This is a genomic window from Tenacibaculum todarodis (assembly GCF_001889045.1).
In the GTDB taxonomy this organism is placed as follows: domain Bacteria; phylum Bacteroidota; class Bacteroidia; order Flavobacteriales; family Flavobacteriaceae; genus Polaribacter; species Polaribacter todarodis.
Window position 1 is genome coordinate 2,361,252 of sequence record NZ_CP018155.1, and the last position, 16,226, is coordinate 2,377,477.

At 30.0% G+C, this 16,226-nt stretch carries 11 protein-coding genes; 5 read left to right on the forward strand and 6 right to left on the reverse strand.

All coding sequences use genetic code 11. The annotated features are described in order from the left end of the window. Nucleotides 1–31: 31 nt before the first annotated feature. Genes mnmG through LPB136_RS10865 form a run of 4 tightly spaced genes read right to left on the reverse strand, consistent with a single transcriptional unit; the run spans nt 32 to nt 7,129 of the window. Entirely contained in the window at nt 32–1,909 is a 1,878-nt protein-coding gene (mnmG, locus tag LPB136_RS10850; protein WP_072556345.1) for a tRNA uridine-5-carboxymethylaminomethyl(34) synthesis enzyme MnmG, read from the reverse strand. A gap of 46 nt (nt 1,910–1,955) precedes the next feature. Then, nucleotides 1,956–2,369, reverse strand: a complete 414-nt coding sequence (gene ybeY, locus LPB136_RS10855; protein WP_072556346.1) for an rRNA maturation RNase YbeY — start codon at nt 2,367–2,369, stop codon at nt 1,956–1,958. After that, nucleotides 2,366–3,796, reverse strand: coding sequence for a hypothetical protein (locus LPB136_RS10860; RefSeq protein ID WP_072556347.1), 1,431 nt, complete (start codon nt 3,794–3,796; stop codon nt 2,366–2,368). The genes ybeY and LPB136_RS10860 overlap by 4 nt, the downstream gene beginning before the upstream one ends. Nucleotides 3,797–3,814: 18 nt before the next feature. Further along, a complete protein-coding gene (locus LPB136_RS10865; protein ID WP_072556348.1) occupies nt 3,815–7,129 on the reverse strand; it encodes a DUF4175 family protein in 3,315 nt (1,104 codons plus the stop codon). 102 nt (nt 7,130–7,231) lie between these two features. Between LPB136_RS10865 and LPB136_RS10870 the strand changes: the two genes are divergently transcribed. From LPB136_RS10870 to gltX, 3 genes are all read left to right on the forward strand, one after another. Further along, nucleotides 7,232–8,077, forward strand: a complete 846-nt coding sequence (locus LPB136_RS10870; protein WP_072556349.1) for a hypothetical protein — start codon at nt 7,232–7,234, stop codon at nt 8,075–8,077. Nucleotides 8,078–8,249: 172 nt separating this feature from the next. Next, on the forward strand, nt 8,250–9,086 hold the full coding sequence (locus LPB136_RS10875; protein WP_072556350.1) for a hypothetical protein: 837 nt from the start codon (nt 8,250–8,252) through the stop codon (nt 9,084–9,086). Nucleotides 9,087–9,192: 106 nt separating this feature from the next. Next, nucleotides 9,193–10,710: a glutamate--tRNA ligase gene (gene gltX, locus LPB136_RS10880; RefSeq protein ID WP_072556351.1), complete on the forward strand. Its 1,518-nt coding sequence runs from the start codon at nt 9,193–9,195 to the stop codon at nt 10,708–10,710. A 117-nt stretch (nt 10,711–10,827) separates the two neighbouring features. On the opposite strand, the gene LPB136_RS10885 is transcribed toward gltX, so the two are convergent. Together LPB136_RS10885 and LPB136_RS10890 are read right to left on the reverse strand one after the other, a co-directional pair. Further along, nucleotides 10,828–11,397 (reverse strand): hypothetical protein, encoded by a 570-nt coding sequence (locus tag LPB136_RS10885; protein ID WP_072556352.1) that lies wholly within the window; start codon nt 11,395–11,397, stop codon nt 10,828–10,830. Between the two features lie 64 nt (nt 11,398–11,461). Next, nucleotides 11,462–11,896 carry a hypothetical protein gene (locus LPB136_RS10890; protein WP_072556353.1) on the reverse strand — a complete coding sequence of 145 codons (435 nt, stop codon included), beginning with the start codon at nt 11,894–11,896 and terminating at the stop codon, nt 11,462–11,464. Nucleotides 11,897–12,008: 112 nt separating this feature from the next. Here LPB136_RS10890 and mfd point away from each other — a divergent pair, with 112 nt between their 5' ends. Together mfd and LPB136_RS10900 are read left to right on the forward strand one after the other, a co-directional pair. Then, nucleotides 12,009–15,347 (forward strand): transcription-repair coupling factor, encoded by a 3,339-nt coding sequence (gene mfd / locus LPB136_RS10895; RefSeq protein WP_072556354.1) that lies wholly within the window; start codon nt 12,009–12,011, stop codon nt 15,345–15,347. Continuing rightward, nucleotides 15,347–16,204: a DMT family transporter gene (locus tag LPB136_RS10900; RefSeq protein WP_072556355.1), complete on the forward strand. Its 858-nt coding sequence runs from the start codon at nt 15,347–15,349 to the stop codon at nt 16,202–16,204. Before mfd ends, LPB136_RS10900 begins: the two co-directional genes overlap by 1 nt. The last annotated feature ends 22 nt before the right edge of the window (nt 16,205–16,226 follow it).

Here is a 16,226-nt window from a genome sequence, read left to right on the forward strand (position 1 = left end):
TAAAATTGTTCCACGAGGAACATTCTTAATTTTATCTTCCCATGTAAACCAATAATACAGAAATATCGCTTGGTGAAACTCCGCTTATTCTTCCCGCTTGAGATATTGTTACAGGCTTAATTTTTGTGAGTTTTTGAACTGCTTCCGTTGATAAAGATTTAATCTGTGTGTAATCTACATAAGAAGGAATCTTTAAGTTTTCTAACCTATTCAATTTGTCTGCATTATTCTTTTCTTTCTCTATATATCCAGAGTATTTTAAATGAATTACAGCTTGTTCAATAGCTTCTTTATCTATAGAATTTTCATTTAAAAACGTTGTTAATTTGGCTATAGAATTAAAATCAGAAAAGTTCAATTGCGGTCTTGCTGCAATTTTATACAGCTTCATAGATTGATTAATTAGCGTTAAATCCTTAGCTTCTAAAATAGGATTTATCTCCTCTTTTGTTACACTTGTTTCTTGTAAAAACTTAATTAATATATCTGCTTTATGTTGCTTTTCTTTAACACGATCTAATCTTTCTTGAGAGGCTAAACCTAACTCAAATGCTAAAGGAGTTAATCTTAAATCGGCATTATCTTGTCTTAAAAGTGTTCTATATTCTGCACGAGAAGTAAACATTCTGTAAGGTTCTTCAGTTCCTTTTGTAATTAAATCGTCTATTAAAACACCAATATAAGCTTCGTTTCTTTTTAAAATAAAAGCTTCGTTTCCTTGTGTTTTTAATGCGGCATTTACACCTGCCATTAAACCTTGTGCAGCTGCTTCTTCGTAACCAGTTGTTCCGTTAATTTGACCTGCAAAAAACAAGTTTTTAATGAGCTTAGTTTCTAATGAATGTGTTAATTGTGTTGGTGGAAAATAATCGTATTCTATAGCATAACCATAACGTAAAAACTTCACATTTTCAAACCCATCAATAGCGCGAATTGCTTTGTCTTGAATGTCTTCTGGAAGTGATGTAGAAAAACCATTTACATACATTTCAACTGTAGTCCAACCTTCTGGTTCTACAAATATCTGGTGCCTATCTTTTGATGCAAAACGGTCTACTTTATCTTCTACCGAAGGACAATATCTTGGTCCGGTAGATTGTATTCTACCATTAAACATTGGAGATCTATCAAACCCTTCACGTAATAAATCGTGTACTTTTTGATTGGTATAAGTTAGGTAACAAGAGCGTTGTTTTTGTAGTGTTTTTGTAGTTGATAAATATGAGAATTTCTCTGTAATTTCATCACCAGGTTGCTCTGTCATTTTAGAATAATCTAAAGATCTACCATCAACTCTTGGTGGTGTTCCTGTTTTCATTCGTCCAGATTCAAAGCCTTTTGCAACTAAATCTTCAGTAATTCCTTTAGAAGCTCCTTCACCTGCTCTTCCTCCTCCAAAGCTTTTATCTCCAATATGTATTAATCCATTTAGAAAAGTTCCTGCGGTAATTATAACAGTTTTAGCTTTTATTTCTAATCCTAAAGCTGTTTTAACACCAATAATTGTATCTCCATCAAACAATAATCCGTTAACAGAATCTTGATAAAAGTCTACGTTTTCAGTTTCTTCTAACATAGTTCTCCAGCATTCTGCAAATTGCATTCTATCAGATTGTGCTCTTGGACTCCACATTGCAGGTCCTTTAGACTTATTAAGCATCTTAAACTGAATAGCAGTTTTATCTGTAACTATTGCGCTATATCCTCCTAAAGCATCTATTTCTCTTACAATTTGCCCTTTTGCAATTCCGCCCATAGCAGGATTACAACTCATTTGAGCAATGTTTTGTAAATTCATGGTAATTAATAAAGTGTGCGCACCCATGTTTGCGCTAGCTGCTGCTGCCTCACTTCCTGCGTGACCTCCACCAACTACTATTACGTCATATGTTGTTGTAAACAAACTCATTTCTTCTTATGTTTCACGTGAAACGTATAATATAATTAACTGATTATTAGTTAATTAATGTTAATAAACAATCATTTTCTTTGGATCTCATTATTGTTTTTTGTTCTTCAGATTTATCTTTAAAACCCATATAATGAAGTATTCCATGTATAATTACTCTATGTAATTCATCTGTAAAAGAAACCTCAAAATCTTTTGCGTTTTCTTTTACCCTTTCCACAGAAATATAAATATCTCCGCTGATTAATTTACCCATTGTATAATCAAAACTAATAATATCTGTAAGTGTATCATGCTTTAAAAATTCTACATTTAATTTGTGTAAATAAGCATCATCACAAAATATATAGTTGATTTCTCCTAATTCAAAATCTTCTTTTTCAACACAATTAGCAATCCAATTTTCTGTTGATTTTTCATCAACTAACTTAAATTCTGTTTCGTAATTAAAGGCTATCATTCTTTAATTTTATTTGATTGAATAATAAAACCTTTTAACTTCTTTGAATAACCTATAAACCTGAAAGAATCTTCTAAAAAACATGTAGAGATATTTTTGAAAGTTTTACTTTCTTCTACTCTATTTATATACTTTTTTTTATCAATTTCTTTAAAAGTAGTTTCAGGTAAATCTTCTTCAGAAGTTAAACCTTTTGTATCAATTAGTAGTTCAAAAAAACGCTTTTCCTTCTTTATTGTTGCGGTTTCAAAAGGTAATTCATCAGGCTGTCTTGGTCCAAAACCTCTTGGAACATTTATTTGAATATTTTGCATAGTTTGTTGTTGATGCCACATCATAAATTGTTGATGATGCCACCACCAATTATAATGATAGTTATATGAAATATCTACATAATCAACTCTAACTCTAACTTTGTTAGTGTTAGTTTTATTAACAGTAATTGTTGAGTTGTATTTATTTTTCCCTGCATTTTTAAGAAAATTTTCAATTCCTTGAAACTCTTTATTTCCTTTAATTTTTGAAACTAAAGAAGCATCTAAATTAATGGTGTTTAATTTTTTTTCCGATTGCAGATCTGTAATCTTAATTTTTCCTAATTTTTTACTTAATCCTAATTGAAATAATTTATTATTATTAATATATGAAGTTGATTTTTTAAATTCCTTGTCACCATTAGAATTATTAAAAGATTTAATTTTTGAAAACGATATTGAACTATTTTTGAAGTTTACTGCTAATACTTCTGTTATATTATCATCTTCATTTTCTTTTGTAACGGTGATGGTTTTATCGTTTAAATAACCTCTTAAAGCAGAAGTTGCACCATTTGTAACAAACTCGTTTGTCTTAATAGGGATTAAAGAATTGTCTTTAAAATACTTCTTTATTTTATCTTTTTTTCCAGAATAAACAAATTCACTAAAGCTTACACCCTTACTTCCTTTATATTCTTTTATTAATAATTTCTCATCAGTTTCATATAATAATACTGAACGGTTCACTTCTCTAAATGATGCGCTATAATCATTATGTTCAATTGGTAAATTTTCAATTACTTCTTTTGTTTCTATATTAACGACAACTTTTTTCAAGAAACTTTCTTTCTTTTTTTCAAAGCTTAAAAGCAGCGTTAGTTCGTTATTTTGTTGATGAAAAGAAACAACTTCATAAGGTTTTTCGTTTTCTAAAGGTGTAATTTCTTCTATATTTTCTCCATCAAAAATATAAGAATGAACCGTATATTGTTTGTTTTGTTTATTTTTTGAAAAAACTAAATGAAATGATTTATTATCAGATAAATCACCTGAAAAAGTGTTTTCAACTTTAAAATGTTTAGGTAGTTTAATAACACCATTTATAATAGTATTTGCCCAAGTTTTACAAATAAATAACGTCGTAAAAACTACAATCAAAAATCTTTTCATTTTACAAAAGGATTAAAATTATTTTTCTTTTTCTACAGGCACAGAAAAATATTCTTGCACCTTCTTTTTATAATTCTGGCGCAAAGGTAAGGATTGTCTATTTAAAATCTCTGTTTGATTGTAAAACAGCTTTTTAAATTTAAGTTGCTTTGCTTTGTTCTTTTCAAACTCTTGTAAGTTTGTATTTGCTTTTCGCTTTTTTTCTTTGCCTTGTTCAAAAGTTGCTTTATCTAATTTTAAGAGTTCGTAATTCATTTTTTGCATACGTTCTAAAGTTCCTTGAGTAAAACCTTTATCAAGTATTTCATTTTCTAACTGCTCCATTTTTTTGAGCGCTTTTTTAGCTTCTCCAGCTCCTTCTCCTCCTTGTTTAATAGCGTCTTGTAATTGTTGCCTTAATTTACTTTGTTCCTTGTAAATTTCGTACAATTCTCCATTCATTTTTTCCCCTTCTCCACCTTGTCCAGGTTTTCCATTTTCGCCTTTTTTTGGTTTTCCATCTTTCCCTTTTTTACCATCTTTTGGCTTACCTTGTTCACCTTTCTTCATTCCATCTTGCATCTTCTTAATTAAATCTTCTTGTTTTTGAATTATATCTGGCAAACTAAAAGATTTTCCACTTCCTTTTCCACCAGAACCACTTCCAGGTTTTGGATTATTCATGGCATTTAAGAAATTACTCAACATATCTGCAATGGTATTTGTCGACGTCATTACATAACGTTGATTAGAAACACCTGAAGAAAATCTATTTTCGGCAAAATTTTCTAAAGATTGATCTAAGTTATAATGTGCATTTCCTAATAAATCTTGAACCTCAGTAGTTAATTTAGGAACACGAATTGATAACATGTAAATGCTATCATCAATATGATTGAAATATGTTTTTAATTGATATTGTTTCTTTAAGTTTTTACTAAAATTTGGATGTGATGCAGAAGTACCATTTATAGATTTCATTAAATCTTCTTGTTCAAATGAAAAAGTAACCAAGTTTTCTAATATTTGACGTAAATCTTGTTTATTTTCTTCCTGCATTTGTTGGCTCATCATTTGCATTGTTTCTTGCATCTTCTGGCTCATTTCCTTCATCTTTTTAGCAGATTTCTTCTGATTCTTCTTTGCTCCTTCTTTATTTTGTTGTTCTAAATTTTTAGAAGCTTCTTGTTGTTCTTTTTCTGCTTCTTTTTGCAATTCTTTCATTGAAGGAACATCCATTGGTTCCTTTAATTTACTGTTTTCTTTCTGAAGTTCGTTTAGCTCTTTTTGTGCTTTTTTAAATTCGTCATTTAGTTTTTCTTGCTCTTCTTTTGTTGCATCTTTTTTAGCAAGTTCTTCTTGTTTTTTAGCTAAATCTTCAAGCTTATTAGCAAGTTGATTCATTTTTTGCTCTACATAAAAACGCTTAGTCATTTCCAAAATACGCTCTAAACTTTTTTCTTGCTGTTTATTTTTTTGAGCCAATTCTTTACTTTTTTTAACCAACTCTTCTTTGTTTAGCTTTTCAGCCATTTTTTGCAATTCGTCTAAGAGTTTTTTCTCTTTCGCTATTTTTTTAAGCTCTTCAATACGTTCTTTTAGGTCTTGTTTTTTCTCTTGAAGCTGATCGTTTTGCTCCTTTTTCTCATCAAAATTTTCTTTTAGCTGATCTGTTTGACGCTGCATCATTTCTTGATATTGTTCCTGACGCTTTATTAAGTTTTGAACTTTCTTTTGATCGTTCCAATTCATGTTCTTTTTGTTTTGTAAATCGAACTGAATTTTTTCTAAATCTTTCTTGTTTTTTCGCTGCTTTTCAAGCGAATTTTGCAAGTTGTCAATCGTATTTTTTTGCTCTTTTAACAACTCATCTTCTACTTCTTCTTCAGTCTTTTTTCGATAAGAAAATATTTTACTTGCTGTTTTTTTATTTCCGTTTACAGCATCATTATCAAAAACCTGAAAAAAGAATTCGTAATCAATTCCGCTTTGTAAAGTAATTCCGTCAGGAAATTGATAAAAGAAATTCTGAATATTTTCTTTTGTAATTGGCAGTTTAAAAGTTTGTTGTGCCTGCGGATTTTTCTCATCGTAATACACCAATTCTAATTTACGTAAACCATAATCATCTGCAATTTGACCTGCAAATTGAACTGGACCACGAGAAATACTATCAATATTAGATTTTACCGCAATTGTTGGATGTTCATCTCTAATAATAGCAACAGAATATTGCAATTTTTCGTACTCTTTAAGGTTGTTGTTAGACGTCGCTATTTGATAATTAATTCCTTGTCGTATTCTTTTAGCGTACGTAAAACTATTTTCAGCTTTTTTGTCAAAATAAACTTTGTTGTTTTCTGATAAAAAAGTAATACTATCTGTTTGATTTGTAGTTACTTGCCAGTTTATTACAGTTCCTTGAGGAACTGTAATATTTCCAGTATTAGAAATAGTTTCGTTTCGTTTTCCAACATAGTTGGGATAAGACAAATGCATTTTTAATTGCTGAATAGTTGGTGTTTTTATCACATTTATGGTGAAGTTTTCAGACTGAATTCCGTTTGCTTCAACATAAAAATTTACATCTTCATTAATTTCTGAAAAAGTGTAAGAAAACAATCCACCACCTTTATTTTGCAAGTAATATTCTTGATTATTAAAGTATATTTTTGCTTCCGCAGGTAAAACTTTTCCAACCGTTTCTATAGAAACAGAAAAGGGTTTTCCTTGAATAACTTCTAAAGCATCATTTTTTAAAGAAAAAAGAAAAGGAGCTGGCGGCGTATAAGCTGTTCTGTGGTTTACAACACGTTCTAAACTTTGGGTTAAAGCACCGTTTGTACCCGTTAAAAATGTTAATCCGAAAAGTAATAATGGAATAATTGCGTATTTTAAATACTTTTTATTCTTCTGAAAATCAATTGCTTTAGTGAAAACTACGGGTTGTAATTCGTTTGCTTTTTGATCAATACTTGCTAATAATAATTCCGACTGATTATTTTCGTTTTTAAGCTGTAAAATATTTAATAATTTATCGCTTACTTCCGGGAAATGATTACCAATAATTTTTGAGGATTCTTCTTCAGAAATTCCTTTTTGTAAACCAAATAATTTAAAAAGTGGAAAAAATATAAATCGAATAAGTAAAGCCAATTCAATTATAATAAATACCCAGAAAAGAATGGTTCTTGCGGTAGGTTTCAACCACAAAAAATACTCTATAAACAGCGTAAATAATAAGTATAGTAACCCTAAAGAAACAAATAAAATGCTTCCTTTTATTAACTCGTTTGTATAGTATTTACGAGAAAACTGTTGTAGTTTCTCTTTTATTTTTTCGTATCCATTCATAATTCAGTCAATAAAAATAGTACTTTTAGAACAAATTTATGTTAAAGCTGTTGTAAGGATATACAAAAATACAGTACTAATGAACGTAAACAACAAAAAATTATGAAACAAGTAACAACAATTTTATTAGTATTCTTTTCACTTTCTTTTTTTGCTCAAAGCCCTTGGACAAAGAAAAAAAATGAAGGATATGTGCAGTTATCGTTCTCTTTAATACCAACATATAGCACGATTTTTGGCAATCCGGACTATGATACACAAAGAGAAATATCTGATAATACGCTTCAGTTATATGGAGAATTTGGGTTAAATGATAAAACCACATTATTTGCAAATGTTCCTTTTAAAATGTTAAAATCAGGAGATTTCACAGAAGATATGTCATTAGTTCTTCCTTTAGTATTAACAACAGAAGGGACAAAAAATACATTAGGTAATATTCAATTTGGTGTTAAACATAATTTTTATAGTAAAAATTGGATACTTTCTGGGCAAATTGGTGTTGAAGCCAATACAGGAAGCTTTGATCAGCCTTCTGGTTTAAGAACAGGTTATGATGCTTGGACATTTACACCCTTGTTTTTAGCAGGAAAAAGCTTAGGAAATAGTTATTTTCAAAGTTTTGTAGGTTTTGATGTAAGAACCAATGATTACAGCTCAAATTTTAAAATTGGTGGAGAATATGGAGGAAAAATTGGTAAGGACTTATGGTTAATTGGTTTTATTGATATTGTAAAATCTTTTGAAAATGGAGATGTTATCTTACCAACATCAAACAGTTACACAGCAACGTATGTTAATGATCAAGAATACGGAGCTTTTGGAGCAAAATTTATTTATGAATTTTCTGATAAATATGGTATAAACGCTGGTTTTGGTGGCGCTTTTTTTGGAAACAATGTAGCAAAAGCACCCGCTTTAAGTTTTGGGTTATATCATAAGTTTTAAGTAAAAAAAATAAAAAATATTTTTTCTTAAAAGAAAGAGGTTTTGCATTGCAAAACCTCTTTCTTTTTTTACAGGATTTACACTGTTTTTTAGATATATTTTTGATTATCAGTAAACTATTGAATAACTTAGGTATTTATATTAATGTTTTAACCAAACAAAATTACTATCTATGAAAAAATTAACTACACTATTTATATTCCTTTTTACGCTTTCTATTTTCTCACAAAGTCCATGGACCCAAAATAAAGGAATATTATATACACAATTATCTTTTACAACAATACCAAAGTATAAAGCACTTTTTGGAAACCCAGAAGTTGCTACGGAAAGACAAATTACAGACAACACTTTACGTATTTACGCAGAATATGGTATCAGTAATAAAACTACACTTTTTACAGCATTACCTATAAAAACAGTGAAAGCAGAAAATCTTGTAAAATCTACACCTAACCCAATAACCACAAAAGGAACATTAACATCTATGGGGAATATCTTGTTTGGGGTAAAACATAACTTTTACAATAAAAAATGGTTAATAACCGGTCAAGTTGGTTTTGAAACTAGTACAAGTAGATATCATACAAATTCGGGAGTAAGAACAGGTTATGATGCATGGACAATTACTCCAATGATTAGCGCTGGTAAAAGCTCTAATTCTTGGTATGTACAAACCTATGTTGGCGCAGATTTTAGAACAAATGAGTATAGTTCTGCGTTTAAAATTGGAGGAGAAATAGGTTATAAACTTACTTCTTGGCTAACTATGGCAGGTTTTGCAGATGGTTTAGCATCATTTACAAATGGATCTGTTATTATTCCTAAAGAAAATAAATTAACGGGTCTATATGTTAACAACAAAAGTTATGCAGCTTTTGGTATTAAACCTACATTTGTAGTAAACCCAAAATTTGGGATTAATTTAGGGGTTGGTTTAGCTTTTGGAGGAAGAAGAATACCGCAAACACCAGCAATAAGTGCAGGATTTCATTATAAATTTTTGTAAAAAATGATATTACAATAGCGTTTTTTTGTAAGTAAATTTCTTGTACTATCTAACTACTCACTTCCATCTTAATAACTATCTTTGTGCCATTAAAATTTAGAAAAAAATGACTCAAGATGTACGTGTTCGTTTTGCCCCAAGTCCAACAGGACCTTTACATATTGGTGGTGTAAGAACTGCTTTATTTAATTATTTATTTGCTAAAAAATATAACGGAACTTTTGTACTTCGAATAGAAGACACAGACCAAACCCGTTATGTTGAAAATGCAGAACAATATATTATAGACGCTTTAGAATGGAGTAATATTCCGTTTGATGAAGGTCCAAATAAGAATGAAAAATTTGGTCCATATAGACAATCTGAAAGAAAAGATTTATACAAACAATATGCAGATCAATTATTGAAAGATAATTGGGCGTATGTTGCTTTTGATACTTCGGAAGAACTAGATTTTCATCGAAAAAATCACGAAGAAAAAGGAAAAACATTCATTTATAATTGGCACAATAGAGAAAAATTAAACAATTCTCTTTCACTTTCTTCGGAAGAAGTTCAGGCAAAAATTGAAGCTGGAGATAAATATGTAATCCGTTTTAAAACACCTCAAGATGAAATTTTGGTAATGAATGATGAAATTCGTGGAGAAATTAAAATTGATACTAATGTTTTAGATGATAAGGTTTTGTTTAAATCAGACGGAATGCCAACGTACCATTTAGCAAATATTGTAGATGATCACTTAATGGAAATTTCACACGTAATTCGTGGAGAAGAATGGTTACCATCAATGGCTTTACATATATTATTATACAGAGCTTTTGACTGGAGCGCGCCAAAATTTGCACATTTACCGTTGATTTTAAAACCAGTCGGAAAAGGAAAATTAAGCAAACGTGATGGCGATAAATTAGGTTTCCCAGTTTTCCCGTTGGAATATACAAATGAAAAAACAGGCGATGTTTCTCGCGGTTATAAAGAAGATGGTTATTTTGCAGATGCGTTTATAAATATGTTAGCTTTATTAGGATGGAATCCTGGAACAGAACAAGAAATTTTTTCGTTGGAAGAACTAACGCAAGTTTTTGATTTAGATAGAGTTAGTAAATCTGGAGCAAAATTTAGTCCAGATAAAACAAAGTGGTTTAATCAACAATATTTACAAACTAAAACGGATGCTGAATTAACAGACTTATTTCTTCCTATTTTAGAAGAAAAAGGGATTTCAGTAGCTAAAAACAACGCAGAAAAAGTAGTTTCTTTAATTAAAGAACGCGCAACTTTTGTGTCAGATTTTTGGGATTTATCTAATTTCTTTTTTGAAACTCCAACTGAATACGATGCAAAAGCATCAAAAAAGAGTTGGAAGGAAGGAACAGCTGAATTGATGCAAGAGTTATCTGAGGTTATTGAAGGAGTTTCAGAGTTTTCTTCAGTAAATATAGAAACTATAGTTAAAGAGTGGATAACGTCTAAAGAAATAGGTTTTGGTAAAGTTATGCAGCCACTAAGACTTAGTTTAGTTGGTGCCATGAAAGGACCACATTTATATGATATAATTGAATTTATTGGTAAACAAGAAACCATTAATAGAATAAAGACAAGTATTGAAAAATTATCCTAAAAAAATAGTTTTTTTAAAAATTTAGACCTCACAGATTTTAAATCTGTGAGATCTTTTTTTATCATTTAATATTGAAGTAAAGTATTCGTTTTACTATGTAACTATGTGGTTTTTATATTAAAAACAAGGTTTTCCAGAGTGTCCTCTTCCACCAAACAAGCTGTCTCCTAAATTGTAAACAATACCAATTGTACCTTGTAAATGAGAGCGCATACTTTCATAACCTTCAAAAGAATACTTGTAGTAAAGTTGACCGTTTGCTCCCCAGTTTTCTAGAAACCAATACGTACTTCCAGCACCAATATTTAATGTTGGAGTCATACTTAAATTAGATTTTACTAAACTTCCACCTGCAAAAGCATACGGATAAAAATTATCGAACAGTTGATCTATATTATATCGTAAAGAAAAATCTGCAGAAATATATTTTGCAGAATTTTGAACTAAACTAAAATTATCAATGGTATTAAAAGATAAAGCACCATCAACAGATAAACGCTCATTAATTGGCATTGTTAAGTTAAGTCTTGGTATTTGAAAAAGATATTGATCTTCAATAAAAGAAGCGTCACTTTCACCAAATTTTACTATTGATGTACTAACTCCAATTTGCCAAGTATTTTTTGTGTCTTGAGCTTTTACAAAGAAGGAAGCTAATAAAAATAGTGCTAAAAAGGTTTTATTCATAACATTGGGGGTTAAGTTATTAAATTAACTATTTTTTAAAAGGTTTAGTATTTAAAAAGGTGTTTTAAATTTTATTTACAGCCTTAATTGCTTCAGTAAAGCTCTCTAAATCATTGTCATTTAAAACTAAATGTATTGCTTCGTCACAAACTTTTTCTGCGTTCTCAGTAGAAAAATGTAAACCTACAGCAATTTTACGCATTAATTTTACTTCAACAAGTTCTGCTTCTTCATCAGCAAAAATCATTTTTGTTAAACGAAATAAACGCTCAATTCTTTCGTCATAACTCACTGGAGGATTTACCGGGAATTTTTCTGGATTTGCTGTAATAATTTTAAATTCCTCTAAAGAAATATTTAATTTTTTGGCAGCTCTTAGTAATAATTTCTCTTCACCTTCGCTTATTTTTCCGTCTGCTTTTGCAATTTTTACAACACTTGCAAAGTGCCCAATTTCTTGTTTGTGTTTACCGCTTGAATATAAATCTGATATTGACATAATTTTTTGTTTTAAAATGTAAAGTTATTAATTAAGAGGCATTTTTTTACAAAAAGGTCACAAAAAAATCATTAATAAATAATGTTTTATTTTTGCAGCAAATATTTTTACGTTGAGCAAACAGACGATTGTAAACCACTATCAACAATCTGTTAAGAAACAGCAGATTTTAACCAAGCTACAACACGAAAAAAGCCATTTTCAAATATCGAATTTGGTGGGTTCGTCGTTGTCTTTTGTTATTTCAGAAACTTTTAAACAAGCAGATAAACCCTATTTATTAATCTTTAATGATAAAGAAGAGGCTGCTTATTATTTAAACGATTTTGAACAATTATTGGGCGAAAAAAACGTGCTTTTTTATCCAGGTTCTTACCGAAGACCTTATCAAATTGAAGAAACAGATAATGCCAATGTTTTATTACGATCAGAGGTTTTAAATAGAATTAATTCAAGAAAAAAACCAGCCGTAATAATTACCTATCCAACGGCACTTTTTGAAAAAGTAGTTACAAAAAAAGAACTCGAAAAAAACACGTTAAAAATAACTGTTGGAGAAAACCTTTCTCCAGATTTTGTAAACGAAGTATTGTTTGAATATAAATTTAAACGTGTAGATTTTGTTACAGAACCAGGAGAATTTTCTGTTAGAGGAGGAATTATTGATGTCTTTTCATTTTCTAATGATGAACCTTTTAGAATTGAGTTTTTTGGAGATGAAGTAGATAGCATTAGAACCTTTGATATAGAAACTCAGCTTTCTAAAGAAAAATTGAAGAAAGCCAGTATAATGCCCAATGTAGAGAATAAAACACTGCAAGAAAAAAGGGAAAGTTTTCTAAAATATATTTCGTCTAAAACAGTAATTTTTGCTAAAAATGTAGATATAATTGCGGGAAATTTAGACAAATTTTTCGCTAAAGCGGAAGAGGCTTTTGGAACTCTTTCAGAAGAAATAAACCATTCTAAACCATCAGAATTATTTTGTGATGGAAGTTTCATAAAAAATCAATTACAAGATTTTAGTTTGGTAACTTTTGGAACAACAAAACATGATTCAGAATTACCAAAAAGTGTCAATTTTACTGTTAAACCCCAACCTTCTTTTAATAAACAATTCAACTTATTAATTGAAGATTTAAATGAGCATCATAAAAACGGATTTACAAACTACATTTTATGTGCCAACGAAAAACAAGCACAACGTTTTCATGATATTTTTGATGATGCAGACCAAGAAGTTTTTTATGAAACCATAGTTTTTCCACTCTATAAAGGTTTTATAGATGAAGACGCAAAAATTGTGTGTTATACAGATCATCAAATTTTTGAGCGTTATTATAAATTCAGACTAAAAAACGGATATGCAAAAAAGCAATCCATCACTTTAAAAGAATTAAATAAGCTAGAAAAAGGCGATTATGTTACACATATTGACCACGGAATTGGAAAATTTGCAGGACTTCAAAAAATAGATGTTCAAGGAAAAAAACAAGAAGCTATTAAGCTTGTTTATGGAGAAAGAGATATTTTATATGTAAGTATTCACTCGCTTCACAAGGTTTCTAAATTCAATGGAAAGGATGGAAAAGCGCCTAAAATTTACAAATTAGGTTCTGGCGCTTGGAAAAAAATCAAACAGAAAACCAAAGCGAGAGTTAAACATATTGCTTTTAATTTAATTCAATTGTATGCAAAAAGGAAGCTGCAAAAAGGTTTTTCTTTTGGTGCAGATACGCACATGCAGCATGAGTTAGAAGCAAGTTTTATATATGAAGATACTCCAGATCAGTTTTCATCTACACAAGATGTTAAGGCAGATATGGAGAAAGAACAACCTATGGATCGTTTGGTTTGTGGTGATGTTGGTTTTGGTAAAACAGAAATTGCAATTAGAGCAGCATTTAAAGCAGTAGACAATGGAAAACAAGTTGCTGTTTTAGTTCCAACAACAATTTTAGCGTTTCAACATTTTAAAACCTTCTCAGAGCGTTTAAAAGAGTTTCCTGTTACTGTAGACTATCTGAATCGATTTAGAACCACAAAGCAACGAAATGGTGTTTTAGAAGGTGTAACTGACGGAAGTGTAGATATCGTGATAGGAACACATCAATTAACCAATAAAAAGATAAAATTTAAAGATTTAGGACTATTAATTATTGACGAAGAACAGAAGTTTGGAGTTGCCGTAAAAGACAAGCTTAAAACCATAAAAGAAAATGTTGATACGCTAACCTTAACCGCAACGCCAATTCCACGAACGTTACAATTTAGTTTAATGGCGGCAAGAGATTTATCGGTTATAAAAACTCCGCCACCCAATCGTCATCCAATAGAAACAAACGTTATTCGTTTTAGCGAAGAAACAATTCGTGATGCTATTTCGTATGAAATTTCTCGTGGAGGTCAAATCTTTTTTATTCATAATAGAATTGAAAATATTAAGGAAGTTGCTGGGTTAATTCAGCGTTTGGTTCCGTCTGCTAAAATTGGAATTGGTCATGGGCAAATGGATGGAAAAAAACTAGAGAGTTTAATGCTCGGTTTTATGAGCAATGAGTTTGATGTTTTGGTTTCTACAACTATTATTGAAAGTGGTTTAGATGTTCCTAATGCGAATACTATTTTTATCAATAATGCCAATAATTTTGGGCTTTCAGACTTACACCAAATGCGTGGTAGAGTTGGTCGATCTAACAAAAAAGCATTCTGTTATTTTATAACGCCGCCACATCATATGATGACAGATGACGCCAAAAAAAGAATCTCAGCCTTAGAGTTATTTTCCGATTTAGGAAGCGGTTTAAATATTGCCATGAAAGATTTAGAAATTCGTGGAGCTGGAGATTTATTAGGTGGAGAACAAAGCGGATTTATTAATGATATTGGTTTTGAAACCTATCAAAAAATATTAAATGAAGCAATTGTAGAGTTGAAGGAAAATGAGTTTAAAGAACTCTATCCTGAAGAGAAAAATAAACCAAAAGAATATGTGAAAGAGGTGCAAATTGATACCGATTTTGAAATTCTTATTCCGGATGATTATGTAAACTCTGTAACAGAAAGATTAAGTTTATATAACAAATTAGGAAACTTAGAAAAAGAAGAAGAATTGCAAGTTTTTGAAACAGAAATAGTGGATAGATTTGGAGAAATACCAACGCAAGTTCAAGATTTGTTAGATTCAGTTCGTATTAAATGGTTGGCAAAAGAATTAGGATTAGAGAAGATAATTTTAAAGCAAAAACGCTTGGTTGGTTATTATATTTCTGATCAACAAAGTGATTTTTATCAAACAGAATCATTTACAAAAATGTTGAGTTATGTTCAAAGAAATCCTAAAAGTTGTGTGATGAAAGAGAAACAAACCTCTAAAGGTTTACGATTATTAATTACTTTTATCAGAATAGATTCCGTAAAAACGGCTTTAAAAATTTTAGAAAAAGTTTAATGGAAAACACACACGCAAAAAACCTTTCGGGTTTACTATTAGCAACACTTTTTATAAGTACTTCTGGTGTTTTGGGTAAGTATATTGCCATGCCAACCGAAGTTATTATTTGGTTTCGTTCTGCGTTGGCAATGGTATTTTTATACCTTTTTTGCAGGTATAAAAAGATAGATTTAAAAATAAAATCATCTAAAGATTACAAACCTTTTTTTATTAGCGGTGTTTTAATGGCTGCACATTGGATTACTTATTTTTATGCTTTAAAATTATCTAATGTAGCTTTAGGAATTTTATCTTTATATACATTTCCTATTATTATTGCGTTGTTAGAACCATTGTTTTTAAAGGTGAAATTTAATCCCATTTACATACTTTTGGGGTTATTGGTTTTGCTAGGTTTATACATTTTAACACCAGAACTTAGTGTTGAAAGTATGCAAGTAAAAGGAATACTCTTTGGTGTTTTTTCTGCATTTTGTTATGCGGTAAGAATTCTGATTTTAAAGCAACATGTTGCTAATTATAATGGTACAATGCTTATGTTTTATCAAACAGTAATTATTTCAATTTTGTTAGTACCAACCTTGTTTTTTATGGATTTGTCTGGTTTAGAAAGTCAGTTTCCGTATTTATTATTACTAGCATTTTTAACAACAGCAGTTGGCCACAGTTTAATGTTACATTCCTTAAAATTCTTTTCAGCTTCAACAGCTAGTATAATTAGTAGTTTACAACCCATTTTCGGAATTATTTTAGCCTTCTTTTTTTTGAAAGAAATACCTACTTTAAATACTTTTTTAGGAGGAAGTTTAATCTTAGCAACTGTTATAATTGAAAGTATCCGTAGTAAAAAATAACTTTGTTTATATTTACGCATAA

What these genes read in the sequence shown, in the direction of transcription:
- mnmG (WP_072556345.1), bottom strand. Translation starts at nt 1,909, where the DNA reads ATGAGTTTGTTTACAACAACATATGACGTAATAGTAGTTGGTGGAGGT.
- ybeY (WP_072556346.1), bottom strand. Translation starts at nt 2,369, where the DNA reads ATGATAGCCTTTAATTACGAAACAGAATTTAAGTTAGTTGATGAAAAA.
- LPB136_RS10860 (WP_072556347.1), bottom strand. Translation starts at nt 3,796, where the DNA reads ATGAAAAGATTTTTGATTGTAGTTTTTACGACGTTATTTATTTGTAAA.
- LPB136_RS10865 (WP_072556348.1), bottom strand. Translation starts at nt 7,129, where the DNA reads ATGAATGGATACGAAAAAATAAAAGAGAAACTACAACAGTTTTCTCGT.
- LPB136_RS10870 (WP_072556349.1), top strand. Translation starts at nt 7,232, where the DNA reads ATGAAACAAGTAACAACAATTTTATTAGTATTCTTTTCACTTTCTTTT.
- LPB136_RS10875 (WP_072556350.1), top strand. Translation starts at nt 8,250, where the DNA reads ATGAAAAAATTAACTACACTATTTATATTCCTTTTTACGCTTTCTATT.
- gltX (WP_072556351.1), top strand. Translation starts at nt 9,193, where the DNA reads ATGACTCAAGATGTACGTGTTCGTTTTGCCCCAAGTCCAACAGGACCT.
- LPB136_RS10885 (WP_072556352.1), bottom strand. Translation starts at nt 11,397, where the DNA reads ATGAATAAAACCTTTTTAGCACTATTTTTATTAGCTTCCTTCTTTGTA.
- LPB136_RS10890 (WP_072556353.1), bottom strand. Translation starts at nt 11,896, where the DNA reads ATGTCAATATCAGATTTATATTCAAGCGGTAAACACAAACAAGAAATT.
- LPB136_RS10900 (WP_072556355.1), top strand. Translation starts at nt 15,347, where the DNA reads ATGGAAAACACACACGCAAAAAACCTTTCGGGTTTACTATTAGCAACA.